The sequence below is a fragment of the Nitrosomonas sp. Is35 genome (assembly GCF_033063295.1).
Taxonomy (GTDB): Bacteria; Pseudomonadota; Gammaproteobacteria; order Burkholderiales; family Nitrosomonadaceae; genus Nitrosomonas.
This window is the reverse complement of record NZ_JAWJZH010000001.1, coordinates 1,284,769-1,308,302: the sequence shown is the minus strand read 5'-3', so window position 1 is coordinate 1,308,302 and position 23,534 is coordinate 1,284,769. Positions and strand designations below refer to the sequence as shown.

Sequence of the window (23,534 nt, the reverse complement as noted above, 5' to 3'; positions counted from 1 at the left end):
TTACTCAACGATAGGAATTTCAGTTACTTTATCCGGATCGGCAGATAGAATCATAACCGATACCCGGCGGTTTCTTTTTCTTCCCTCAGGGGCGTCATTACTTTCTATCGGCCGATTCTCGCCATATCCTACTGCAGTCAGCCGGTGTGCTTCAACACCATTTTCTATAAACAATCTGACCACGCTACTAGCTCGAGCTGTCGACAATTCCCAGTTTGATGGAAAACTCCCATTATGGATCGGCATATTATCCGTATGCCCTTCAACATGAATCTCATGCTCATGGCCTTTGATCACATTGGCGACCGCTTGCAGTGTCAAGCTTGAATTCTCGGCCAGTTTAGCTTGCCCTGGTGAAAAAAGAACGCTGGCATTGATTTCAACCGTTATTCCCAAAGAACTTTGCGTAATTCTCACTTGACCATCCTTCACTAAAGGATCCAAAGCATGAAGAATATTCTTCGCCATGCTTTTCATTTTTTCTTGTTTTTTTGCTTTATGAATACTGAGATTATCAATCAGTTTGATTGAATCCGTTTCATTTGATGGGTGGATATTAATCGGTATGAATTCCGTGGACTGCACCGGCACCGCGTTTGTTGGATTACTACTCTTAAATGCGCTCACTAACGAAGAACTTAGAACGCGGTACTTCCCTTCATTCACCGACGAAACGGCATACATCACCACAAAAAAAGCAAACAGCAGCGTTATGAAATCAGCATAGGACACCAGCCAGCGTTCCTGATTTTCAGTGTGATCGTCATTTTTTTGTTTTCTTTTTCTCAGCATCGGATTTTCAAGAATTATTGACTGATCGTTATTTTGCTTGCATCAGATTTAAATGAAATAGCCGTTCAACCGGCTCTCGATGAGTCGCGGATGCTCACCCTGCGCAATCGCCACAAAGCCATCGACCAGAATTTCCTGCATCACGACATGCTCGCCGATGATAGTTTTGAGCTTATTTGCTACCGGTAAGAAAACCAGATTGGCTAATCCAACACCGTAGACTGTTGCCACAAAAGCAACCGCAATACCGTTTCCCAGGAGATTGGGATCGGATAAGTTTTCCATGACGTGAATCAATCCGAGTACAGCGCCCAAAATGCCAATTGTCGGCGCATAACCGCCGGCAGCTTCCCAGATCCGGGCCGATTGACGTTGATGATTCTCCAAAGCCAAAACGTCAATTTCCAAAGCTTCACGCAGTTTTTCCGGCGGACTGCCATCCGCCAACAGTTGCAATCCCTTCTTTGTCAATGGATCCTTTACACCAGGGACAAACTCTTCAAGCACCAGCAATCCTTCCTTTCGGGCGATATGCGCCCAGTTGATAATTTGTTTAATCAGCGCTTGCGGAGATTGTTCCGGTGGAAAGAAAACCCATGCCCCCATTCGCACACCATTGATGAAAATTTTCATCGGACTTTGCAGTAAAACCGCTCCGACAGTACCACCCATCACGATTACAAATGCGGCCGCTTGCAACAAAGAACTGATATGCCCGCCTTCAAGAAACTGCCCGCCTACGATCGCCACCAAGGCCAGCAGAATGCCAAAAACGCTGTTCAAATCCATCTTTGATTTTTTAAGCATCACATAATCCGTTTAATGGCGCGGATAGACGGTATAAAACACTTCAAGTATTTCTTAAGCGGCTGCGCAGCCTTGCCACTGCTTGCGTGTGCAACTGACATACACGGGATTCGCTGACACCCAGCACTTCACCGATTTCCCTCAGATTCATTTCCTGCTCGTAATGCATACCCATGACCTGCTTTTCCCGTGGCGGGAGGTTATCAATGGCGGCAATCAATGTGCTGCGGAAATTTTCATCCAGCAGTGCATTCAGCGGATCGCCTTCGGAATCAATGAAAAGCCGATCCAGAAAAGGCTCTTCATCTTCCTGCTGAAAATCTTCGTAATAAATCAACTGCGCGCCGCGTGCGCTTTGCAGGGTCTCGTGATATTCATCCAGCGACATTTCCAGCTCGGCTGCCAGATCCAGCTCACTCGGCGCACACCCATTCCGTTGTTCCAGCATATTCACCGCCGCTTCGATCCGGCGCATCTTTTTACGGATACTGCGCGGCAGCCAATCGGCTTCGCGCAACTCATCCAGAATCGAACCGCGTATCCGTTGCGCCGCATAACTCTCAAACTGGCGCCCGTAAGATCCTTCGTAGCGATTAATCGCATCCAGTAAGCCGATCATGCCGGCCTGAATCAAATCATCAACTTGTACGCTAGCTGGCAGGCGCGTCATCATATGGTAAGCAATGCGCTTGACCAGCGGCGTAAATTCAGTGACAAATTGTTCTTTATCAATCGTTTTGGTTCCAGTCGCAGTATACATATTCAATCACACCGTAAAATTAGCCATACTCAAATGACTCGTCATAATCAATCGCTGCATGAAATGATCCATTCCCCCGCTATATTTATCCGGGCAAGTAGAGCGCAAAATATTTTCTGCTACATGCCGGAAGCAAATAGCCGCTTGCGAAACCGGAAACATCTCGATCACCGGTTTACACAATTGCGTTGCGCTCCGTAAGCGCTCATCACTTTCAACGTAACCGGCATATTCAAGCGATACCGATAAATACTGGCGCGCCACCCGGTATAAATTCTGATAAATCATCAGTGCTTCCGTTTCCGATTCAACCTTATTCACCAGAATCAGGAAATGCTGCTTGGAATACTCCTGGCTCATGATTTTGATCAGCGCGTAAGCACCGGTAATCGATGCCGCAGAACCGGAAATCACGATCATGACTTGTTCCGAAGCCAGGCTTAGCGGTAGAACATGCGTCGTGCCGGTCATAGCGGTATCGATCAACACGATATCGACGGACTCCGTCAGCTCCGAAAAGCTTTTAACCAGCCAATCCTGTTCGAGCGGGTTCAACTTGTTCAATGCATGAATGCCGCGCATCGCCGATAGGATCGTGATATTTTCCGGGCCTTGCAGCAGCACCTGGTCGAGTCTTTTATCTTTATGAATCACATGCAGTAAATCGAAGCGCGCCTGCAAACCCAAACTGGTGCAGATATTGTTATGGCAAGGATTTTCATCGATCAATAAAACCCGTTGGCCGTTCTGCGCCAGCGCTGCCGCAAGATTCACAACCACACTGGTTTTCCCGACACGCGATTTACCGCCGGCGATGGTAAAGACGCGCGCCGGATCACGCTTCCGATAGGAAGTCAGGTTGCGCAAGCCAGCGGCCTGATCTTGTAAAATCAACCTAGTCATACATGAATCCCGCTAATGATCTTTCTTCCGACGGTGCTGGCTCGGTATTCCGGGTCGCCATGACCAACGCGAACTCGGCATCCTGTAAAGTAAAAGCCGTATCACCCGGCACCGATTTAAAAATGCGATGCAACAAATAGCGTGAATTGGCGGTGTGAATATCTTCCGGAACCTTCTGCCCGTTGGCGACATAGTGCAGCGGCAATTTTCTGCGGATAACAACATCCAGCGCCACGCCCAGGCTCGCAGCCTCATCGATTTTGGTGATGATGCAACCGTAAATTCCGTTCTTCTGATAAGCGGCAATCACTTCATCCAATGTACTGCCGCTGGATGTGGCGCTGAGAATGAGCATGCGCTTCACATCCGCGCCGCAGTTGCTGAGCATGGCGATTTGCTGCGCCACCATTTGATCGCGCTGGCTCATGCCCACGGTATCGATCAGCACCATATGCTTATTTTTGAGCTCCGACAGCGTCAGCTGCAAATCCTCGGTATCCTTGATGTTGCGTACGGGAATACCCAATAATTGTCCATAAATTCTCAATTGCTCATGACCGCCAATCCGGTAACTATCGGTCGTCAGCAACGCCACCTTGTCGGCACCATGCCGGATCACGCAACGCGCCGCCAGTTTCGCTGTGGTCGTTGTTTTACCGACACCGGTCGGGCCGATCAGTGCATACACCCCACCCTTTTCAATGATATCGTCACTGGCCGCTGTCCGCAGATTAAACGCCAACGCGGACATGGCTTGTTTCAGGCTGTGCTCGTAATCGAGACCTGCGGATAGCTTGTCGATCAGACGGCGCGCCAATAATGGGCTGAATCCCGTATCCAGCAGGGTGCGTAACAGCTTTACTTTTTCTGGGCTGCGTTGGGTAAAACTCCCCCAAGCCACGGTCGCAAGTTGATCTTCCAGCGTGCTTTTCATCGCTTGGATCTCGGCGATGATGTCCTTGGCTAAGGATGCGGATAGCACATCACTCGAAGTTTTACGCGATTCCGCCGGTTCTTTGCTCATTGGCAGCATGTCTGAATACGGATCAGCCGCGCTCAGCATTTTGCTTTGCTCGTAATGCGAAATACCCTGCAACGGCGGCATTGAAGGCATCGAAGGCGTTGATTGCATTGATGGCTTAGCCGGTATAGCCGGTGTGTGGGGTTGCACCAGATCGGTCATATCGGAATCCGCCAGCGCCATGATTTCCACGCCATCCCGGGTTTTACGGTTCGACAGAATAACCGCGTCCTCACCCAATTCTTCTTTGACATGACGGAGCGCTTCGCGGGATGTAGAAGCAAGATAGCGTTTTACTTTCATTTGTTACCTCCAATCACGGAAGTGATTTTGATTTTTCGTGAATCCGGAATTTCAGAATGCGCCAACACTCTTAACTGTGGAATCGCGCGGCGTAAAAATTTAGCCAGCAGGAATCGGATCGAGCCCGGCGCCAGCAACACCATCGGCAATCCCAGTTTTTCCTGCTGTTGCGCTGCGTTACGCGCTTCTCTCAACAAGGTATCGGCCAACCCGGGTTCTATTCCGGCACCCTGTCCGCCGCCGGTCTGCATAACGTGACCCAGTATGTTTTCCAGCTCATGATGCAGGCTCATGACTTGGACTTCGGATCCGGCAGGGTAAAATTGATCGACGATCGCACGCCCCAGAGCAGTTCTGACCACTGCGGTCAGTTCGATCGCGTCTTGTGTCTGCGCTGCATATTCGGTCAGCACGTCAATGATGGTGCGCATGTCGCGGATATGCACATTCTCTTCCAATAGATTGTGCAAAACTTTTTGTACCGTCGATAGCGGCAGCAACTTCGGCACCAAGTCTTCGATAAGTTTCGGAAACTGCGCATTGAGATGATCCAGCAGCTTTTGCAATTCCTGCCGCCCCAGTAACTCGGCCGCGTGCATATGAATCAGATGATTGATATGGGTGGTCACCACAGTGCTGGCATCGACCACGGTATAACCGTTGATTTGCGCTTGCTCGCGCAAATTGGCTTCGATCCAAACGGCAGGAAGACCAAACGCCGGATCGGTCGTTGCGGAACCCGGCAACTGCGCGGTGACACGTCCAGGATTGATCGCCAGATACATGCCGGAATACGACTCACCTTGCCCGATGATCGAACCTTTTAACGTGATGCAATAAGCATTCGGACGCAGTTCCAGGTTGTCGCGGATATGAATGACCGGCGGCAAGAAACCGATTTCCTGAGCGAATTTTCTGCGGATGCCATTAATTCTTTTCAGCAGATCGCCCTGTTGCGCTTTATCGACCAAAGGAATCAAGCGATAGCCGACTTCCAATCCCAACGTATCAATCGGTGTGACGTCACTCCAGCTTGCGTCCGTTTTTTCGATGGAAGGCAATTCCGGAACCACCGTCTCAACCGGCTTAACAACCGGGTTCTTAATTTTGAAGTAGGCGATTCCGCCCAAAATGGATGCAATCAGCAGAAATACAAAGTTCGGCATGCCGGGAATCATTCCCATCACACCCAAAATGACCGCAGTAATGACCAATATTTGCGGTTGATTGAACAGCTGATTCAGAACCTGCTCGCCCAGATCCTCGTCGGTAGTGACACGGCTCACCATCAAACCGGCGGCGGTGGAAATAATCAGCGCCGGAATTTGTCCGACCAAGCCGTCGCCAATGGTCAACAAGGTATAATTCTTTGCCGCCGCGCCTAGCTCCAAATCATGTTGCATGACACCGACAATCAACCCGCCGATGATGGTAATCAACATAATCAAGATGCCGGCAATCGCATCGCCGCGCACGAATTTGCTGGCACCATCCATGGAACCGTAAAAATCCGCTTCCTGAGAAATATTTGCTCTGCGTTTGCGCGCTTCATCCTCGCCGATCAATCCGGCGTTCAGGTCGGCATCGATCGCCATTTGCTTACCCGGCATGGCATCCAAGGTAAAACGCGCGCTGACTTCAGCAATACGTCCCGCACCTTTGGTAATCACAACAAAGTTGATCACCACCAGAATAATGAATACGACGATACCGACCGCGTAATTCCCGCCCACCAGAAAGTGCCCGAACGCTTCGATCACCTTACCGGCGGCATCGGGTCCGGTATGACCGTCGAGCAATACCACCCGGGTGGAAGCGATATTCAGCGATAACCGCAGCAAAGTAGTAATCAGCAGAATGGTCGGAAAAACCGCGAAATCCAGCGGATTCCGGGTATACAGACTGACCATCAGCACGATGATCGATACCGCGATATTGAAAGTGAAGAACACATCCAGAATGAATGGCGGCAGCGGCAACACCATCATGGCCAGAATCATAATAATCAATATTGGCCCGGCCAAATTCTTAAGATTATTAAGCATTCCTACGGATGACAATGTAGCTGCATTATTCATAATGTGGGCCATAAAAACTGATCATTAATAGGGTTCAACGTTATCCCGTCCCGCTAGACAGCCTGCTGCCCCGGATCCAGTTCCGCAGGAACTGGCACATCCACCGGCGGCTGAGGTGCTTTTCCGCCGTATTCGTTATAGCGCTTCAGCTGGAAAACATAAGCGAGCACTTCGGCAACTGCGGTATACAATTTTTCCGGTATTTCACTTTCCAATTCGGCGTGATGATATAAAGCACGCGCCAGCGGCGGAGCTTCCAGAATTGGGATACGATGTTCTTCGGCGACTTCACGGATACGCGCCGCCAGTAAATGCACGCCCTTGGCGATGACTTTCGGCGCCCGCATGCTGTTACTGTGATAGCGCAGTGCCACGGCGTAATGCGTCGGGTTGGTGACAATCACATCGGCTTTCGGCACTTCCGCCATCATGCGGCGGCGCGCGGCTTCCCGTTGCAAACCGCGGATACGTGCTTTAATGAATGGATCGCCTTCACTTTCCTTGTATTCCTTGCGGATCTCTTCCTTGGTCATGCGCAATTGCTTGGCATGTTCCCAGAGTTTGTAAGGCACATCGATCACAACCACCAGGATCATCGCACCTACAATCAGCAGAAAACTCATCGTCAGGAATTCACCCGTACGGCTGATGCCCAGATCGACAGGCATCGCCAGCAGCATCATCACGGATTCCTTGTTGTACCAAATCACCAGCGCGGCGACACCGCCGATCACGATCGTTTTAAGAATCGCTTTCACCAGCTCGACCAAGCTGTGCACGGAGAAAATCCGGCCGATACCTTTAATGGGGTCAATACGGTCAAATTTGGGCATCAACGCCTTGGTGCTGAACATCCAGCCGCTCAATGACATCGGTGCGAAGAAGGCTACGACCAGAAGTAAAAACAACAAAGGCGCAATCGCGATCAAACCTTCAAAAGCAAGCTGGTAAAAACGATTGAGCATCAAGTCAGGCTGATGCGCTAGTTCACGCTCTACGTGCATGCCTGCTTTCATGATCTTCAGCAACTTGTCCATCATGCCGCTGCCCATGAACAATATCCCGGCAGAGGATGCCAGCAATACAGTAAATGTAGTCAGTTCCAGAGAACGCGCAACCTGACCTTCCTCCCGCGCTTTCTCTATGCGCTTCGGCGTCGCCTCCTCGGTACGTTCTAAATCGCTATCTTCAGCCATGACAAGCTCCAATTATCTGTAAATGAATTATCATTGCGAACACTGGGATTCAATAGCGGGAATAAAGAAGGAATCATCCCCTTTATTATCGAAACATTGAAAACAACAACGAATAATTATTAGTATCAATAGATTAGATAATAATTCACGCATTATATTGCACCCTTGATGTATGTCCCGTATCGGTACTCACTTAACGATCTAATTACTTTCATTTCCTTATGCAGTCTACGTTACGTTTTATCCGTCCCTTCCTGATAACAAGCCTGCTAATCGTCTGCTTATCGATGCTTGCAGTGGCTTTATTATTGCGTGGCAGCTTGCCGCAGTATGACGGCGAAACGGCATTACCCGGCTTGGCCAGCGCGGTATTCATCGACCGGGATGCTTTGGGCAGTGTCACCCTGCAGGGCGAAAACCGGCTGGATCTGGCGCAGGCGCTGGGTTATGTGCATGCGCAGGAACGTTTCTTCGAGATGGATTTGATGCGCCGCCAGGCGGCAGGTGAATTGGCCGAACTATTCGGCTCCGGTGCAGCGCCACATGACCGTAAAGCACGGTTATTCCGCATGCGCGCACGCGCAACCGAGGTGTTGAATCAGCTTTCCGGAGAACAGCGGCAAGTGCTGGATGCCTACCGGACCGGCGTGAATCAGGGACTCGCCGCTTTGGCGGTGCGCCCGTTTCCTTACTTGCTGACACAAAACCAGCCCGTCGCTTGGCGCAACGAGGACAGTATCTTGGTCATTTATGCGATGTTCTTCACCTTGAACGAAGAAAACATCGACCGGGAGCTGGCGTTATCACGGTTGCGCGCAACACTACCAGCCTCGGTCTATCAATTTCTGACGCAGAATGCCGGAGATTGGGATGCGCCGCTGCTGGATGCGCCGGTTGTCCGGGCACAACTCCCGCCGGTAACCGATATTAACCTGCAAGCGCTGGACAAACATTTATTCGAGGATGGCCGTCCGGACACGGAACAATCCCCGGGCAGTAACAGTTTCGCGGTTTCCGGCGCGTTAGCCGATGGTGCCGCAATCGTCGCCAACGACATGCATTTGACGTTACGGGTACCGAATCTGTGGTTTCGCTCCCGGCTGATTTATCCCGATACCACCACTTCGGGCCAGCAGCACGACATCACCGGCATCAGCCTGCCCGGCGTGCCTTTGATCGTAACCGGATCGAACCGGCACATTGCATGGAGCTTCACCAATAGCCACGGCGATTTTTCCGATTGGGTGCGCATCACAATCGATGACCGCGATAACACACGTTATCTTGGCGCGGCCGGCTGGCAACCGTTACGAATCGCCGAAGAAACTATCCGCATCCGCAACGCCCCGGATGAAGTACTGACAATTTCCGAAGCCGAATGGGGGCCGGTCATTGCGGAAGATCATGATAAAACCCCGCTGGCGCTGGCATGGACTGCGTTGAAGCCGGAAGCGGTCAATCTCAATCTGATCCAACTGGAACAAGTCAAAACCGCCGCACAGGCCGCAGAAATTGCGCAACGATTTGGCATTCCGGTACAAAACTTCATCGTTGGAGATCGCGACGGCAATATCAGTTGGACGCTCGCGGGCCGCATTCCCGCCCGTTCCGGCAATTATGACGGGCAAATACCCGCAGATTGGTCGCAGCCTGATACCGGTTGGCATGGCTGGCTCGATCCTGGACACTATCCGGCGCTTCACAACCCCGCTTCGCAGCGATTATGGTCGGCCAATTCCCGCACCGTATCGGGCGATCAACTCACGCTGCTGGGCAATGGCGGCTATGACCTCGGCGCACGTGCCACGCAAATCCGTGACAGCTTGTGGGCGCGCGAACAGTTTACGGTGGATGACTTGCAAGCCATTCAACTGGATTACCGCGCATTGTTGTTAACCCGCTGGTATCGATTACTGCAAACCACTCTCGACACGGCAGACGACGCGGCTTCATGGATTCCGCTAATGAAAACTGCGCTTGCCGGTTGGAATGAACAAGCTGCAACGGACTCCGTCGCGTACCGCATCGTGCGCGCGTACCGTTATGAAGTGATGAAAATTGTGCTGAACGGATTTGCCGCACCGATGCGCCAGCATCATGAACATTTTGAACTGCCCAGACTGAGCCAAACCGAGTCGATTCTCTGGCAATTGATCGAGCATCAGCCGCAACATCTGCTTCCGGTGCCTTACAAAACCTGGGATGAATTGCTGTACCGCTGCGCGCAAACGGTTGCAACGCAATTGCAGCAGGATGGCGGTATTACCGGACGAAACTGGGGTACGCAGAACGCGGCACAAATTAAACATCCGCTCAGTCAGAAACTGCCTGCATGGATCGCGCAATGGCTGGATATGCCGCACGACCCGCTGCCCGGCGATCACAACATGCCGCGTGTGCAATCGCCCAACTTCGGCGCGTCACAACGTTCGGTGGTAGCGCCGGGGCAGGAAGAACAAGGGTATTTTGATATGCCCGGCGGACAAAGCGGACACCCGTTGTCGCCGTATTACGGCAGCGGGCACGCCAACTGGGTTAGCGGAAAACCAGCGGCGTTTCTTCCGGGTGGTGCTGAAAGACAGATGAAATTGATTCCATCGCAATAGCCGGTAATCAACGGGTATCGATTGATTTAACCCGGCTTAATGTTTCTTCTGCCCGTTGCGGGCTTCCGTTTCTTCAATGATCTGCGCGTCTTCAATGATCACGGTCTGATCCGTTTCCGCTTGCCGGTTGGCATCGCCGGGATGCTGCATGGCATTTTCGTACTTCCTGCGCAGCCACCAGAAGCGTGTTCCCACCACCAAAATGGCCACCGCCAGCAGCGCAAGAAATGCGGCAAAAAAGAAAATGCCGAGTACGATCATGATCGCCACAACGGGAATGAGTATCGCATAGGTCAACCAGCGATTTACCGGAGAAACTGGCACGCGTTGATATTCGCCTGATTCGTCCTGGCGGTACTCGGAAACTCTGCTGATAATAATTTTCCTTTCTTCGTCGCTCATTGCATCAACTCCTCTATTTCGGCAATTGTTTTGGGCGCCGCTAGCGTCAGAATCTCATGACCCGATGGGGTAACCACGACATCGTCTTCGATGCGGATACCGATATTCCAGAAATGTTCCGGCACATTATCCGCCGGACGAATGTAACACCCCGGTTCAACGGTCAGCACCATGCCGGGCTGCAATGCACGCCATTCGCCCTTCTGCTTGTACTCACCGGCATCGTGCACATCCATGCCCAGCCAGTGCCCGGTTCTGTGCATGTAGAAACGTTTGTAATCTTCCGATTCCAGCACCGTATCGACACTGCCTTGGCACAACCCCAGATCGATAAAACCCTGCGCCAATACGTGCAATGCCGCTTGATGCGGATCATTCCAGTGCTTTTCCGGCTGCACTTGCGCAATCGCAGCGGCTTGCGCGGCCAGCACCAGTTGATAGACATCGCGTTGTGCGGCGGTAAATTTACCGTTTACCGGAAATGTGCGAGTGATATCCGACGCATAGCCATCCAACTCGCACCCGGCGTCGATCAGTAATAAATCGCCTGATTTCAGTTCGGCGTCATTCTGCACATAATGTAGCACGCATGCATTGGCGCCGCCTGCAACAATGGACGTATAAGCCGGTGCTTGTGACCCATGCCGGTAAAACGTATAAAGCAATTCCGCTTCGACCTCAAATTCGCGCATACCCGGACGCACCGTCTGCATCGCGCGCTGATGCGCTTGCGCCGAAATATCCGCGGCACGCTGCATGATCTGCAATTCATCGGTGCCTTTGATCAGGCGCATTTCATCCAGGAGCGCGCGGCTATCATGAATTTCCGCCGGTACGGCAACGCCCGTGCGCGCTAACTCACGCACCCGGTTTAACCAGCCGATAATGCGTTGATCCCACGCCGCATCCAATCCCAATGCGGTATAAACCGCCGGTTGATCGGCTAATAACTTGGGCAGCAATTCATCCAGCTGATCGATCGGGTGCGCTTCGTCAAAACCGAATACTGTTTTGGCGGCCTCGGGGCCATAACGAAAGCCATCCCAGATCTCGCGTTCTTGATCTTTCTGGCGGCAGAACAAAATATGCTTCGACGGCGTTTTATCAGTCGCGGCAACAAGGACCAACACTGCTTCGGGTTCGCGAAAGCCGGTCAAATAATAAAAATAGCTGTCGAACCGGTATGGATAGTGCGCATCCCGGTTACGCAACCGTTCCGGCGCTGTCGGAATGACTGCGATGCCGGATTGCATTGTGCTGGCCAGAAGCTGGCGGCGGGCGATGAAATGTTGAAAATGTGTCATAAACGAGTTTGATGTCCTTAAACCGATTTTGCTGTTGATTCTGCGCGCGATTGCAGTTGTTTGTCCAGCCATTCAAGCCGCTGCGGTGTTCCGACATCGACCCACTGCCCGGAAAAATATTCACCGCTGACTTTTCCTTCTGTCATGGCCTGCCGCAGCAGCGGCGCCAGTTTTACCGGCAAACCCGGTTGAATGCCGCTGAAAAGCTGCGCTTGATAGATACCGATGCCGCTGAACGTCAGCTTAGGGTTACCGATCAGCTGAACTTGACTGCCCTGCAACGCAAAATCACCATCGGCATGATGCGATGGATTGTCAATCAGCACCAAATGAGCAAGACGCCGGTTTATGTCCGTTTGCATCGCATGCAAAACCGGCAGCAACGCCGCATAGTCTATATCGCAAAAAATATCCGCGTTGACGACGAGAAACGGCAAACTACCGGATTCATCCGTCAACAAGGGCAAAGCATTGGCTATCCCACCAGCGGTTTCTAGCACCACTTTCTCGGGCGAATAGCGGATAGTAACACCATAACGTTCACCGCAACCCAATGCATTTTCTATCATTTCACCCAGATAGGCATGATTGATGACGATATCGGTAAAACCCGCGCGCGCCAGATTGTGCAATTGATATTCGATCAACGCATGGCCACCCGCTTTCAGTAAAGGCTTCGGCACCGCATCGGTTAGCGGTCGCATGCGCTCGCCGCGCCCAGCCGCGAGAATCATCGCTTTATAGGGAATGGATTTAGAAGGTGTAACCAACTTTCTGACCTGATTCAACCGGATGCAATTCATCCAGCAAATTCAGCAACGGATGAAGCTCGCGATAACGTTCGCATGCTTTGCGCAGATATTCCATCACCAGCGGCATATCGTTCAGATAGTTTGCTTTTCCATCGCGGTAATTCAGGCGGGCAAAAATCCCCAGCACCTTGAGATGACGCTGCACGCCCATCCATTCAAAATCCCGGTAAAACTCCGCGAAATCGGCGGCGACTGGCAACCCGGCCTTGCGCGCTTTTTCCCAATAGCGGATGGTCCAATCCAGAATACGCTCCTCGTCCCAACGGATATACGCATCTTTGAATAGCGACACCAGATCGTAGGTGATCGGGCCAAAAACGGCATCCTGGAAGTCGATGACGCCCGGATTCGGGGATGTCACCATCAGATTACGCGAGTGATAGTCGCGATGCACCAATACTCTGGGTTGCGCGAGATTATTCTGCAAAATCCGGGAAAAAACAGCGCGCAAAACGGCTTGTTGCGGTTCCGCTAAATCCACTTGCAAATGCTTTGCGATATACCAATCCGGAAACAAATCCAGTTCCCGTTGCAGCAGCGCTTCATCGTAAGCCGGTAAATTCTCCACCTGATGTGACAATTGCATGCTGATCAGCGCATCCATCGCTTCGCCGTACAGCTGACTGGCATCACCGGGCTGGTGATTCAACGCCTGCAAAAATGTCGTATTGCCCAGATCAGACAGCAGCAAAAACCCCAGATCCAAATTTTGCGCCAGTATTTTCGGCACATGTACACCGGTAGCTGCCAGAATTTCCGCTACGCGCAAAAATGGCGTGCAGTCTTCCTGCTCTGGCGGCGCATCCATGACGATAAATGTCTGGTCGCCCAACGATGCGCGAAAATAACGGCGGAAGCTAGCATCCGAGGATGCAGGCTGCAAAGTGAACGGCTGCGCGGGAAATTGATCTTGCAGCCAACGTTCAAGTAATTGTTTACGTTCCATTGATGTATCCGGATAATTTACCGGTATTAAAACAAAGCATTAATTAAGTGTATCCATCTATTCACCGGCTGGTGGCAACATGGCACAATAACCAGCGATTGTTAACAGTTTGTTTAAACTGGAACCCAATTCAATAACAGTGGATAATCCGTTTTCGTAAAGTAAAAAGTGTTTTGGATTTTATCACGTAGCCATCCCAATCAGCTGATCAACTGGTAAGTCATCAACAAGGAGAACATCAATGCTTAACAAAAATGTAATCGACGAAATCAATACCAAAGTCAGCGAAATATTGCAAAACAGCCCCGCCAAAGATATCGAAAAGAATATCCGTGTCCTGTTATCGGGTGCATTCTCACGGCTTGATCTCGTTACGCGCGATGAATTTGATATTCAGCAGGAAGTTCTGCAACGCACCCGGGAGAAATTAATCCTGCTCGAAGCCAGGGTCGCTGAACTGGAAGCGCGCTTTAATCAATCCACCTCCGCATCAACAGAAAGAAATGTGACGCCGGATCAAATACAAACCGAAGGGTAAGTTACACAAATCATCATATCTGACTTCGTTCAGACCTGCTCCAAGCCGTACCTAGGATCGCGACTTGCCTATGTCTCTCGCTGTTCTGTATAGCCGGGCGCTGGCAGGTATTCAAGCACCGTTGGTGACGGTGGAAACACACATCGCCAACGGTTTGCCCAGCTTTACCATCGTCGGGCTCCCCGATACCGAAGTCAAAGAAAGTAAAGACCGCGTCCGCGCGGCATTGCAAAACGCACAATTCAAAATCCCCGCGCAACGCATTACCGTGAATCTGGCGCCCGCCGATCTGCCCAAAGAAAGCGGCCGCTTCGATTTGCCCATCGCCTTGGGAATACTCGCGGCAACGGGGCAAATTCCCGGCGACAAGCTGGATCAATACGAATGGGCCGGAGAACTCGCGCTGACCGGCGAACTGCGGCCAATCCACGGCGCGCTGGCGATGACCTACAACGCGTCGCAATCCGGCCGGAGTTTTGTTTTACCGCAACAAAACGCCGCCGAAGCGGCGCTCGTCAACAACGCCACGATCTATGCCGCCAAGTCGCTGCTGCAAATCTGCGCGCACCTGAGCGGGCACGAATCCTTGCCGGTTTACCAGAATCCCGCGGCAAATGACATAGATTCCAGTAGCTCAGTTTATCCCGATCTGGATGAAGTCAAAGGACAAACGCACGCCAAACGCGCGCTGGAAATTGCCGCCGCAGGTGGCCACAGCCTGCTGATGATCGGCCCGCCCGGGACCGGAAAATCGATGCTCGCGGCGCGCTTCCCCGGCATTCTGCCGCCCATGACCGAAGCGGAAGCGCTGGAATCCGCCGCAATCCAATCATTAAGCCAGGGTAGCTTCAATATCGATAACTGGAAAAAACGCCCCTTCCGCTCCCCGCACCACACCGCTTCCGGCATTGCTCTGGTCGGCGGCGGCAGCTACCCGCGCCCCGGGGAAATTTCGCTGGCGATGCACGGCGTACTATTCTTGGACGAATTGGCCGAATTCGACCGCAAAGTCCTGGAAGTCCTGCGCGAACCACTCGAATCCGGAAAAATCACCATCTCCCGCGCCGCCCGGCAAGCCGAATTTCCCGCGCAATTTCAGCTGATTGCCGCGATGAACCCCTGCATGTGTGGCTATTTGGGCCACCCTTCGGGGAAATGTCATTGTACGTCCGACCAAATCGCCCGCTACCGAGCAAGGATTTCCGGCCCTTTGCTAGATCGCATCGACATGCAAATTGAAGTTCCGGCCGTGCCGCAGCAGGAACTAATGAAACAACAGACAGCAGGCGAAAAAAGCAGTGTAATCCGTCAGCGCGTTAAAAAAGCCCATCAAATACAGCTTGACCGGCAAGAAAAAACCAACAACCGCTTGAGCGTTAAGGAAATCGACCGATTCTGCGCACTCGACGACGCCAGCGAGAATCTGCTGAAACAAGCGATCAGCCGTTTGAACCTATCCGCGCGTGCGTATCACCGCATTCTGAAGGTTGCGCGAACGATTGCAGATTTATCAGATATCGAAAGAATCAATAATCAGCACATTGCGGAAGCGATTCAGTATCGCCGGTTGGATAAGCAATAGGTTTCACTTTGCATCATCATTTAAAACTCGATCATAAAACCTGATATTGGTCTTTGATTTCACATTCTGGACCTGACACTGGCGGTACGGGTAACTGGAAGCACTGCGATTCTACCTACGCGATACGCATAATACCGTCGAGTATTGGGGTGCCGAGGCGAACAGTTTTGCGGGTTTGGGAGAGAATTAGTCGGACTATGCGTCAATAGCGTCACGCTATCCGGCTTGTGGAACTGAGCAAGTTTGTTATGATGACAGCAAATTGAAATTAGATGATTCTCAAAACTTAACCGATGCCCCGCGCTTTCGTTTCTCACAGCAGTGCCGACGACAGTTTCGTCGCGGAAATGGAATCCTTTTTGCGCGCAGCCGGTTTCGATGATGTCTTCAATGATGTCAGCGCCATCAAGCCGGATGAACAGTTCTGGCCGTGCATCGAACAAGGCATTACCGAGTCTGACACCTTCGTCGTCGTAATTACTGCTGCCTCAAATTCCTCCGTTTGGGTAAGCCGGGAAGTCGAACTCGCTCGCCGCCTCGGCAAACGCGTTATCCCGGTATGGCGCGAGGATTGCCCGCTGCCCCCGAGCTTCAGTGATCGCGACGTTATAGACTTCCGTCCCCGTACGCGAACCGAGCGCTGTTTCGATATCGCTAGCATTGGTAAATATGCTCCAGCCCAACTCGTCGGCCGCGAGGAAGAAACCCAGCTCCTCAACGAAGCATGGCAAAAATCGCTTCGCTTGGAGAAAGGTCGCCCACACATCCTCACCTTCGTCGCCTTGGGCGGTGAAGGTAAAACTTCCCTCATCGCCAAATGGGCCGCGGAACTGGCGGGGCAGGATTGGCCCGATTGCGATGCCGCCTTTGCTTGGAGCTTCTACAGCCAGGGCACGCGCGATCAGGTCGCGGCATCGTCTGATCTGTTCTTGAAGGAAGCGCTGAACTTCTTTGCCAAGGATGAAAAGGACAAGGAATTTGCTGCGAGCAGCGCTGGCGCGTTCGAGAAAGGCCAGCGCCTAGCCCGCCTCGTCGGTCAGCGGCGCAGCTTGCTCATCCTTGATGGCCTCGAACCGCTGCAGTATGCACCCACCGCGCCCACGCCAGGCGAACTCAAGGACCAAGGTATTACCGCGCTGCTTAAAGGCTTGGCTGCCGCCAGTCACGGCCTGTGCATCGTCACCACCCGGCATTCGTTGCCGGACTTGCGGGCGTTCCGGCAAACCACCGCACCAGAAGTGCCGCTGCTGCGTCTGTCGCGCGACGCCGGTGTACATCTGCTCAAAACCCTGGGCGTGCGCGGCACAGCACAAGAATTCGCGGCGCTGGTCGAAGACGTGAAAGGCCACGCACTCACGCTGACCCTGCTCGGCGGCTTCCTGAAACGCGCTTTCGACGGCGACATCCGTCGGCGCGACCGCGTGAAGTTCGAAAAAGCCGACGAGAAGATGGACGGCGGCCATGCGTTCCGGACCATGGCCGCCTACGAGCAATGGCTATTGCGCGACGACCGCATTGAGGGCCAGCGCGAAGTGGCCGTGCTGCGGCTCATGGGTCTGTTCGACCGCCCCGCCGACAACGGCTGCCTCGCGGCCCTGCGGTGCGAAACCATCCCCGGGCTCACCGAACCGCTCGCCGGGCTGGCCGACGACGATTGGGAATTCTGCCTCAGCGGTCTCGAAGCCACGAAACTGCTCACGGTGAATCGTGACGCGTCCGGCGCGTTCGTCTCGCTCGATGCGCATCCGCTCCTGCGCGAATACTTCGCCCGGCAACTGCGCACGCAACAACCCGACACCTGGCGCGAGGCGCACCGGCGGCTCTACGAACACCTCTGCGCGACCACGGAGGACAAAGGCGAGCCCACGCTCAAAGACCTCCAGCCGCTCTACCAAGCCGTGGCCCACGGCTGCCAGGCAGGGTTGCAGCAGGAAGTATGTAATGATGTTTACTTTGGCCGCACACTTCGTGGGAATAAACACTATAGCCTCGACAAGCTCGGCGCGTTCGGTTCTGATTTGGGAGCAGTCGCCTGCTTCTTCGATTCACCGTGGAGTCGTGTCTCAACAAAACTTACAGAAACCGACCAGTTTTGGCTGCTGAGCGCAGCCGCCACGCGCCTGAGTGCCTTAGGTAGGCTTACGGAGGCCATTGAACCGATGCGAACTGGACTTAAAGGTTGCGTCAAACTGAAACAATGGAAGCAAGCAGCCCAAGCCGCCAACAACCTGAGCCAGCTGGAGCTGACGCTGGGCGAGGTGGCTGGGGCGGTGAGGAACGCCGAGCAGTCCGTGACCTACGCCGACCGCAGCGGCGAGGCGTTTGAGCGGATGAGCGTGCGCACGACCCACGCCGACGCCTTGCACCAGGCGGGTTGCCGGGCCGAGGCGGAGACGCGCTTCCACAAGGCCGAGCAAATGCAGCAGGAACGGCAGCCTAACTACCCATTGCTCTACTCGCTAAGTGGCTTCCGGTATTGCGACCTGCTCCTCGCCGCCCCCGAGCACTCCGCGTGGCAAACCACCTGTAGCGGCGGTCTGAAGCCGCCGCAAGAATCTATCGCTCACAGAGCGACGCTACAAACCGTCTCCCAGCGCGCGGTGCAAACACTCGACTGGTCAGTAAACATGCTTAACTTCAGCTTACTCACCATCGTCCTCAACCACCTAACGCTGGGCCGCGCCGCGCTCTACGCGGCGATTCTGGAAGGAAGGGATGTTGCATTTGAAACCGCCCGCCGCGAACTGAATGCCGCTGTGTCCGGCCTCCGCCGCGCCGGCACGCAGGACTATATTCCCCGCGGCCTCCTCACCCGCGCCTGGCTGCGGTTTCTCGAAGACAGACAGACCGGCTCCGAGAGTGCGCAGGCCGATTTGAACGAGGCCTGGGAAATCGCCGAGCGCGGCCCCATGCGGCTGCACATGGCTGATATTCACCTCCACCGCGCCCGCCTCTTCTTCCGCGAAACAACGTACCCTTGGGATTCGCCCGCCGCCGATCTTGCCGCAGCGCGAAAATTGATCGAGCAGTGCGGCTATGGACGCCGGAAGGAAGAACTCGAAGAGGCCGAAGCCATAATCAGGCAGCAAAGTTCATAAGTCTGTAGCTGTTATCGCTTCAGGGTTTCAACGTTTGGGTATGTTTGTATTGTTTAGCAAGTAGCCTGAATAAGATTGACGAAAATACTGATGAAGATCTTTCTCTTGATATAGAAAACTATTTCCACATTACATTACACTCAGCTTCGGCTGCCGCAGTCAGTAAATCAATCAGCGGCAGCGCTCTATCGGCCATGCTCACCATCGGTTCATCTTCGCTCTCTTTCTCAGCAGGCGGAGAAGATTTATCCGCGTTTATTGCGGCTTTTAATCGATCCAACGCCATAGGAACATCCGCGGCCAGAATAGCGCCGGGTACCGTCTTGCTGTGTCCCGTCATTTTAAGCAAAGCAAGCGCAACGTCACCGAACATCGTTATGTCGGCATAAGCATCGGTTGTAAATGTTACGAGCATATCATTCTCCTCGAGTGCATCAAAAGTTCGCAACCCTACCCATTCTGCGCTACTAATACCGCAACCGGCATAATTTCCGCTGAGCGATCATTCAATACCGGGACAAGAAAAACCACATCATCGGTTGGAAGCGTCATTTGCAAGATCTTCTTTCCTGATTTACCGGACTAGTCGCAACCCCGCAACAGAAAGACGAGAAACAGGATGGGTAGGGGAATGCCTAGAAGCCACAATAGAATGTAACCCATTTTGCCTTCTTGCCGATTTCTCAGAGCGGGAATACTCCGCAGCGAACCGGCACCTTTTGTGATACGGCTAAAATAATCGGCTTTAAGCATCGCGATCTCCTTTTTAATTTCAATCGAATGGATTATTAGTAGTAAATTTGATTATCTCCGTGAAATATCATCAGTTCTGTACGGTGGCACACACACCTTATATCTCGATTGAAGTAATTCGCTTGTCCATTGCGGCGGCCAAGCCCGTTGCCGTCAGCATTCCCACACTCTGATTTTCACAAACCCGAGTTTTATGTGCGTTTCCGTACCGACCGCAATTAGATTCATCTTTATAGTATTTTCAAAGCTTTTGATGCGATAACAGCCTCGTTTCGAGGTCTGGTTATTCAGTATGGATAATTTTCATCATTGGCCGCCTTGCTTCTTTACTTTGGAAAAATACTATGGATAACCAACAACGTAAAAACAACTCCTTGCTAGCACACGTACTCGGATTGATAATGCTCGTGACGTTTTGCAATACCGCATCGGCTAGTGATTCAGCAGTGAAAGCGGATACCGCAACACCGCCCGGCATAGTGTGCATGATGAACTGGGCGCAAACTTTCTATCCCAATCTGTTTTCACCGCCGGTATCAGGCGTGCAATTCTCGTCACCCTATATCTATCGTTATTACCCCGGCACCAATGCGTATGTAGCTGTTTCCTCTACAGACAATCATGTCTACTATCAAGGACCAGACGATGCCACGCCGCGGGATATGGGGGATTTATCCCTGTTGCTGAAAGAATCAGGGTGTGGAGAAAAGCCGTATCCTGTTATCTTTGTTCATGGTATCGCTTCTTCTGCGGACACATGGGCAACTTATCGAGATTATCTCGTTAGCAATGCTGGTTGGACATTTGGCGGGATCCCTACTTTCAACCCAGCCGCAAAAACTGTTGCTATCAGCTGCCCAGCGGATTCCATGAGCTGTACAGGGAGTGCCGGTAACTTCTACACCTTAAATTTCTCTGACAATCAGGAATTACCCCTTGATGTTCAAGGAGGGGAATTAGCAGCAATCATTCAAGCAGTTTTAGAGGCAAACCCCGGAGCCACAAAGGTCCTTCTGATCGGCCATAGCACAGGTGGTCTTGCTGCTAGAGAATATCTGCAAGGATTGGCTCGCGTGTTCGATTCATCAACGGCAATTCCGTACCGGGATGATGTTGCGAGACTCATTACGATAGGAACTCCACATCAAGGGAGCTTTTGGGCCGAGACATGTCACGTTAACTTCGATATTTTCGACATTTTCGATAAAGTCGGCATTTGCGATCTCCTACCTTACCATATCGACTCAAACAGTGTTTCAATCAAAGATCTACAGCCCAGCAGTTCAGCCTTGGATGTGCTGAATGACTTAGCTACGCATCCCCTTCCGGCCAATGTATCCTATGTTTCAATCATTGGAACGGGACAGCCTACTTTAACCGGCTTAGTGGATTTCAATGAGGGAGATGGAATCGTAACCGATACTTCCCAGAATCTTATCGCGGTAACCGGGGATCTTCCGCTTGAACTGAAGTCAACCAAAATTGACATTCCATTCCGGGAATGCGGCAACAAAATCAAGGTGCCTATTGTCGGGAGCGTAGGACAGACACACACCTGCGAAACAACCGATATTGATGTAGGAGCAGAAATCTTGAGAAATTTACAATAGATAGCAATGCAAATAGTCAAATCATGGTTACGATGGTAAAAGCCATAAGACCCTGAAAGGCCAATCCGGTGAATTGCCATCGGAACCGTGAAATCAGCTCCGAATCACCAATCATACCGAAGCATCAAACCCGCTGAGCGGGCTTTGATGTCAGGATCCTCTCGCGGCATCTCCGTGTCATCATGGTGCGTGCAATCCAAGATACTCTCGAACATCCGGCTGTTTCATTAATCCCGCAACATGCCTTTAATCGGCGGCTGTGCCAGCACAAGTCACACGCGCTATTTGCTTTAATCGCTATCATATAAATCGCATCGTCATTCGCCATCCCGGTTTGGAATTGGAATGATTTATAATTCCCTGAATCATTCAGCCATTGGGGAGCTCAAGATTAACAATCGTCAATCGCAGCATAGTGCAATGGATTTTACGGCTATCGATTCGTCTTGCGGATTCGCTTGGGTTGATACAGCAGGAAAAATCATATCGGCCAATCCGGCTTTTCTAAATCTACTTGCCCTGCCACCGGATGTTGCAGATAAAACATGGTTTGATTTGACCGCTGCCATCAATGCGTCAGCACCTGATTCACTCCGGCAAGCCGTTGCCAGGCGGCATACGAAAACGATCAAACTGGTTTCCACCATCGATAACAAAACGCTTCATGTGCATATCATCGCATTCAACGAGGAACAGCGGCTGATCATGGTTGAGAGTTTGTCTTCCAGCAATTTTTCGCAATCCGGAATCAACCATCAGGCACAGAATCATAGCGCCGTACCATTGGCCAATCGCGGCATGCTCAATGAATGCATCGCAAACTGGAAACCGGATGAATCCGGCGCTGCTTCGCTGGCCATGATCATGATCGGCCTGGATCGCTTCAAGCGGATCAATGAAACGCTGGGGCACGATGCTGGCGATCAATTATTGAAATTTGCCGCACAGCGGTTGTTACGCATCGTTCGCTCGGATGATCTCGTGGCGCATTTTGCGGGCGATCAATTCGTCGTGCTGCAAATCAATCAAAATCAACCCGTAGCCGCTACCGCAATGGCGGAGCGCATCATCGGGCTGCTCAAACGCCCTTTTTTGATCAATGGCCAACAAGCCAATATCAGTGCCAGCATCGGGCTGGCGATTTTGCATCAGAATACCGGATCAAGCGGCGATCTGATCAAACAAGCCGAACTGGCGCTGCATGATGCCAAACACAATGCGCGCGGGAGCTATCGCTTGTATGAGCAATCCCTGCAAAAAAATGCGGGCGAACAGCATGATCTTGAAGTTGGCTTGCGGCGCGCGCTCTTTCTGCAGGAATTCACGTTATTTTATCAAGCGCAAGTCCGCATGCAGGATCGAAAAATAGTTGGGTTTGAAGCACTGATTCGTTGGGAAAAACCGGGCGCAGGAATCATATCGCCGGTCCGGTTCATTCCGTTGGCGGAGGAAACAGGTGAAATTAACGAAATCGGCAAGTGGGTGCTGCAAACGGCTTGCCGGGAAGCAACAACCTGGCCGGAAGACATCAAGGTTGCCGTCAACGTCTCACCCATGCAGTTTGAAAACGGCAACCTGAAACAAATCGTCCAAGCGGCGCTTTCAACCAGCGGCCTTACACCGCAACGCCTGGAATTGGAAATTACCGAGGGTTTGCTGATCAAAAATGTAGCAAACGCCTTGGAGCAACTGAGGGAAATACAGGCGCTGGGCGTATCCGTCGCGATGGATGATTTTGGCACAGGATATTCTTCACTCAATTATTTGAGCAGTTTTCCGTTTTCAAAAATCAAAATTGATCAATCGTTTGTTCACCGTATGCAAATTGACAAGTCACGCACCCTGATTAAGGCGGTAATCACGCTCGGTAGCGCGCTGGGAATAAAAACCCTAGCCGAAGGCGTTGAAACAGAAGAGCAGTTCGAATATCTGGCACACAATGGTTGCATGGAAATTCAAGGCTATTTAATCAGCAAACCGGTCCCGGCTGAACAAATTCAAGCGCTCATATCATAGTTTACGA

General features: G+C 52.1%; 18 protein-coding genes. 6 read left to right on the top strand and 12 right to left on the bottom strand.

The genetic code is table 11. The features are described 5' to 3' along the window. Genes motD through flhB form a run of 7 tightly spaced genes read right to left on the bottom strand, consistent with a single transcriptional unit; the run spans window position 1 to window position 7,860 of the window. Window positions 1–792: a flagellar motor protein MotD gene (gene motD / locus R2083_RS05995; protein WP_317537858.1), complete on the bottom strand. Its 792-nt coding sequence runs from the start codon at window positions 790–792 to the stop codon at window positions 1–3. Between the two features lie 48 nt (window positions 793–840). Beyond that, entirely contained in the window at window positions 841–1,599 is a 759-nt protein-coding gene (locus R2083_RS05990; RefSeq protein ID WP_317530920.1) for a flagellar motor protein, read from the bottom strand. A 43-nt stretch (window positions 1,600–1,642) separates the two neighbouring features. Next, entirely contained in the window at window positions 1,643–2,359 is a 717-nt protein-coding gene (locus R2083_RS05985; protein ID WP_317537857.1) for an RNA polymerase sigma factor FliA, read from the bottom strand. Between the two features lie 6 nt (window positions 2,360–2,365). Then, window positions 2,366–3,262, bottom strand: a complete 897-nt coding sequence (locus tag R2083_RS05980; RefSeq protein WP_317530922.1) for a MinD/ParA family protein — start codon at window positions 3,260–3,262, stop codon at window positions 2,366–2,368. After that, complete coding sequence (gene flhF / locus R2083_RS05975) at window positions 3,255–4,586, bottom strand: flagellar biosynthesis protein FlhF (protein WP_317537856.1); 1,332 nt, start codon at window positions 4,584–4,586, stop codon at window positions 3,255–3,257. Before flhF ends, R2083_RS05980 begins: the two co-directional genes overlap by 8 nt. After that, window positions 4,583–6,664: a flagellar biosynthesis protein FlhA gene (gene flhA, locus R2083_RS05970; protein ID WP_317538979.1), complete on the bottom strand. Its 2,082-nt coding sequence runs from the start codon at window positions 6,662–6,664 to the stop codon at window positions 4,583–4,585. The genes flhF and flhA overlap by 4 nt, the downstream gene beginning before the upstream one ends. 53 nt (window positions 6,665–6,717) lie before the next feature. Then, a complete protein-coding gene (flhB, locus tag R2083_RS05965) occupies window positions 6,718–7,860 on the bottom strand; it encodes a flagellar biosynthesis protein FlhB (RefSeq protein WP_317537855.1) in 1,143 nt (380 codons plus the stop codon). A 221-nt stretch (window positions 7,861–8,081) separates the two neighbouring features. Here flhB and R2083_RS05960 point away from each other — a divergent pair, with 221 nt between their 5' ends. After that, entirely contained in the window at window positions 8,082–10,466 is a 2,385-nt protein-coding gene (locus R2083_RS05960; RefSeq protein WP_317537854.1) for a penicillin acylase family protein, read from the top strand. Window positions 10,467–10,502: 36 nt separating this feature from the next. Here the strand turns inward: R2083_RS05960 and R2083_RS05955 are convergent, their stop codons facing one another. From R2083_RS05955 to R2083_RS05940, 4 genes are read right to left on the bottom strand one after another with little or no spacing between them, the layout of a single operon-like run. After that, window positions 10,503–10,868: a hypothetical protein gene (locus R2083_RS05955; RefSeq protein WP_317537853.1), complete on the bottom strand. Its 366-nt coding sequence runs from the start codon at window positions 10,866–10,868 to the stop codon at window positions 10,503–10,505. Beyond that, the gene (pepP, locus tag R2083_RS05950) at window positions 10,865–12,172 is read right to left on the bottom strand and encodes a Xaa-Pro aminopeptidase (RefSeq protein WP_317537852.1); all 1,308 of its coding nucleotides are present in this window, start codon (window positions 12,170–12,172) and stop codon (window positions 10,865–10,867) included. The genes R2083_RS05955 and pepP overlap by 4 nt, the downstream gene beginning before the upstream one ends. Before the next feature lie 17 nt (window positions 12,173–12,189). Beyond that, window positions 12,190–12,906, bottom strand: a complete 717-nt coding sequence (gene murU / locus R2083_RS05945; RefSeq protein ID WP_317538978.1) for an N-acetylmuramate alpha-1-phosphate uridylyltransferase MurU — start codon at window positions 12,904–12,906, stop codon at window positions 12,190–12,192. Window positions 12,907–12,925: 19 nt separating this feature from the next. Further along, complete coding sequence (locus tag R2083_RS05940; RefSeq protein ID WP_317537851.1) at window positions 12,926–13,930, bottom strand: aminoglycoside phosphotransferase family protein; 1,005 nt, start codon at window positions 13,928–13,930, stop codon at window positions 12,926–12,928. A gap of 241 nt (window positions 13,931–14,171) precedes the next feature. Here R2083_RS05940 and R2083_RS05935 point away from each other — a divergent pair, with 241 nt between their 5' ends. From R2083_RS05935 to R2083_RS05925, 3 genes are all read left to right on the top strand, one after another. Beyond that, window positions 14,172–14,468, top strand: coding sequence for an accessory factor UbiK family protein (locus R2083_RS05935; protein ID WP_317537850.1), 297 nt, complete (start codon window positions 14,172–14,174; stop codon window positions 14,466–14,468). 70 nt (window positions 14,469–14,538) lie between these two features. Beyond that, on the top strand, window positions 14,539–16,050 hold the full coding sequence (locus R2083_RS05930) for a YifB family Mg chelatase-like AAA ATPase (protein WP_317537849.1): 1,512 nt from the start codon (window positions 14,539–14,541) through the stop codon (window positions 16,048–16,050). Window positions 16,051–16,343: 293 nt separating this feature from the next. Then, window positions 16,344–19,148 (top strand): toll/interleukin-1 receptor domain-containing protein, encoded by a 2,805-nt coding sequence (locus tag R2083_RS05925; protein WP_317537848.1) that lies wholly within the window; start codon window positions 16,344–16,346, stop codon window positions 19,146–19,148. A 118-nt stretch (window positions 19,149–19,266) separates the two neighbouring features. On the opposite strand, the gene R2083_RS05920 is transcribed toward R2083_RS05925, so the two are convergent. Next, the gene (locus tag R2083_RS05920) at window positions 19,267–19,563 is read right to left on the bottom strand and encodes a DUF1840 domain-containing protein (protein ID WP_317537847.1); all 297 of its coding nucleotides are present in this window, start codon (window positions 19,561–19,563) and stop codon (window positions 19,267–19,269) included. Window positions 19,564–20,245: 682 nt separating this feature from the next. Here R2083_RS05920 and R2083_RS05915 point away from each other — a divergent pair. Both R2083_RS05915 and R2083_RS05910 read left to right on the top strand, forming a co-directional pair. Then, entirely contained in the window at window positions 20,246–21,511 is a 1,266-nt protein-coding gene (locus R2083_RS05915; protein WP_317537846.1) for an esterase/lipase family protein, read from the top strand. A 345-nt stretch (window positions 21,512–21,856) separates the two neighbouring features. Then, complete coding sequence (locus tag R2083_RS05910; RefSeq protein ID WP_317537845.1) at window positions 21,857–23,527, top strand: bifunctional diguanylate cyclase/phosphodiesterase; 1,671 nt, start codon at window positions 21,857–21,859, stop codon at window positions 23,525–23,527. Window positions 23,528–23,534: the final 7 nt, after the last annotated feature.

Excerpts from the sequence above, each read along its gene's own strand:
- motD (WP_317537858.1), bottom strand. The coding sequence starts at position 792 with ATGCTGAGAAAAAGAAAACAAAAAAATGACGATCACACTGAAAATCAG.
- R2083_RS05990 (WP_317530920.1), bottom strand. The coding sequence starts at position 1,599 with ATGCTTAAAAAATCAAAGATGGATTTGAACAGCGTTTTTGGCATTCTG.
- R2083_RS05985 (WP_317537857.1), bottom strand. The coding sequence starts at position 2,359 with ATGTATACTGCGACTGGAACCAAAACGATTGATAAAGAACAATTTGTC.
- R2083_RS05980 (WP_317530922.1), bottom strand. The coding sequence starts at position 3,262 with ATGACTAGGTTGATTTTACAAGATCAGGCCGCTGGCTTGCGCAACCTG.
- flhF (WP_317537856.1), bottom strand. The coding sequence starts at position 4,586 with ATGAAAGTAAAACGCTATCTTGCTTCTACATCCCGCGAAGCGCTCCGT.
- flhA (WP_317538979.1), bottom strand. The coding sequence starts at position 6,664 with ATGAATAATGCAGCTACATTGTCATCCGTAGGAATGCTTAATAATCTT.
- flhB (WP_317537855.1), bottom strand. The coding sequence starts at position 7,860 with ATGGCTGAAGATAGCGATTTAGAACGTACCGAGGAGGCGACGCCGAAG.
- R2083_RS05960 (WP_317537854.1), top strand. The coding sequence starts at position 8,082 with ATGCAGTCTACGTTACGTTTTATCCGTCCCTTCCTGATAACAAGCCTG.
- R2083_RS05955 (WP_317537853.1), bottom strand. The coding sequence starts at position 10,868 with ATGAGCGACGAAGAAAGGAAAATTATTATCAGCAGAGTTTCCGAGTAC.
- pepP (WP_317537852.1), bottom strand. The coding sequence starts at position 12,172 with ATGACACATTTTCAACATTTCATCGCCCGCCGCCAGCTTCTGGCCAGC.
- murU (WP_317538978.1), bottom strand. The coding sequence starts at position 12,906 with ATGATTCTCGCGGCTGGGCGCGGCGAGCGCATGCGACCGCTAACCGAT.
- R2083_RS05940 (WP_317537851.1), bottom strand. The coding sequence starts at position 13,930 with ATGGAACGTAAACAATTACTTGAACGTTGGCTGCAAGATCAATTTCCC.
- R2083_RS05935 (WP_317537850.1), top strand. The coding sequence starts at position 14,172 with ATGCTTAACAAAAATGTAATCGACGAAATCAATACCAAAGTCAGCGAA.
- R2083_RS05930 (WP_317537849.1), top strand. The coding sequence starts at position 14,539 with ATGTCTCTCGCTGTTCTGTATAGCCGGGCGCTGGCAGGTATTCAAGCA.
- R2083_RS05925 (WP_317537848.1), top strand. The coding sequence starts at position 16,344 with ATGCCCCGCGCTTTCGTTTCTCACAGCAGTGCCGACGACAGTTTCGTC.
- R2083_RS05920 (WP_317537847.1), bottom strand. The coding sequence starts at position 19,563 with ATGCTCGTAACATTTACAACCGATGCTTATGCCGACATAACGATGTTC.
- R2083_RS05915 (WP_317537846.1), top strand. The coding sequence starts at position 20,246 with ATGGATAACCAACAACGTAAAAACAACTCCTTGCTAGCACACGTACTC.
- R2083_RS05910 (WP_317537845.1), top strand. The coding sequence starts at position 21,857 with ATGATTTATAATTCCCTGAATCATTCAGCCATTGGGGAGCTCAAGATT.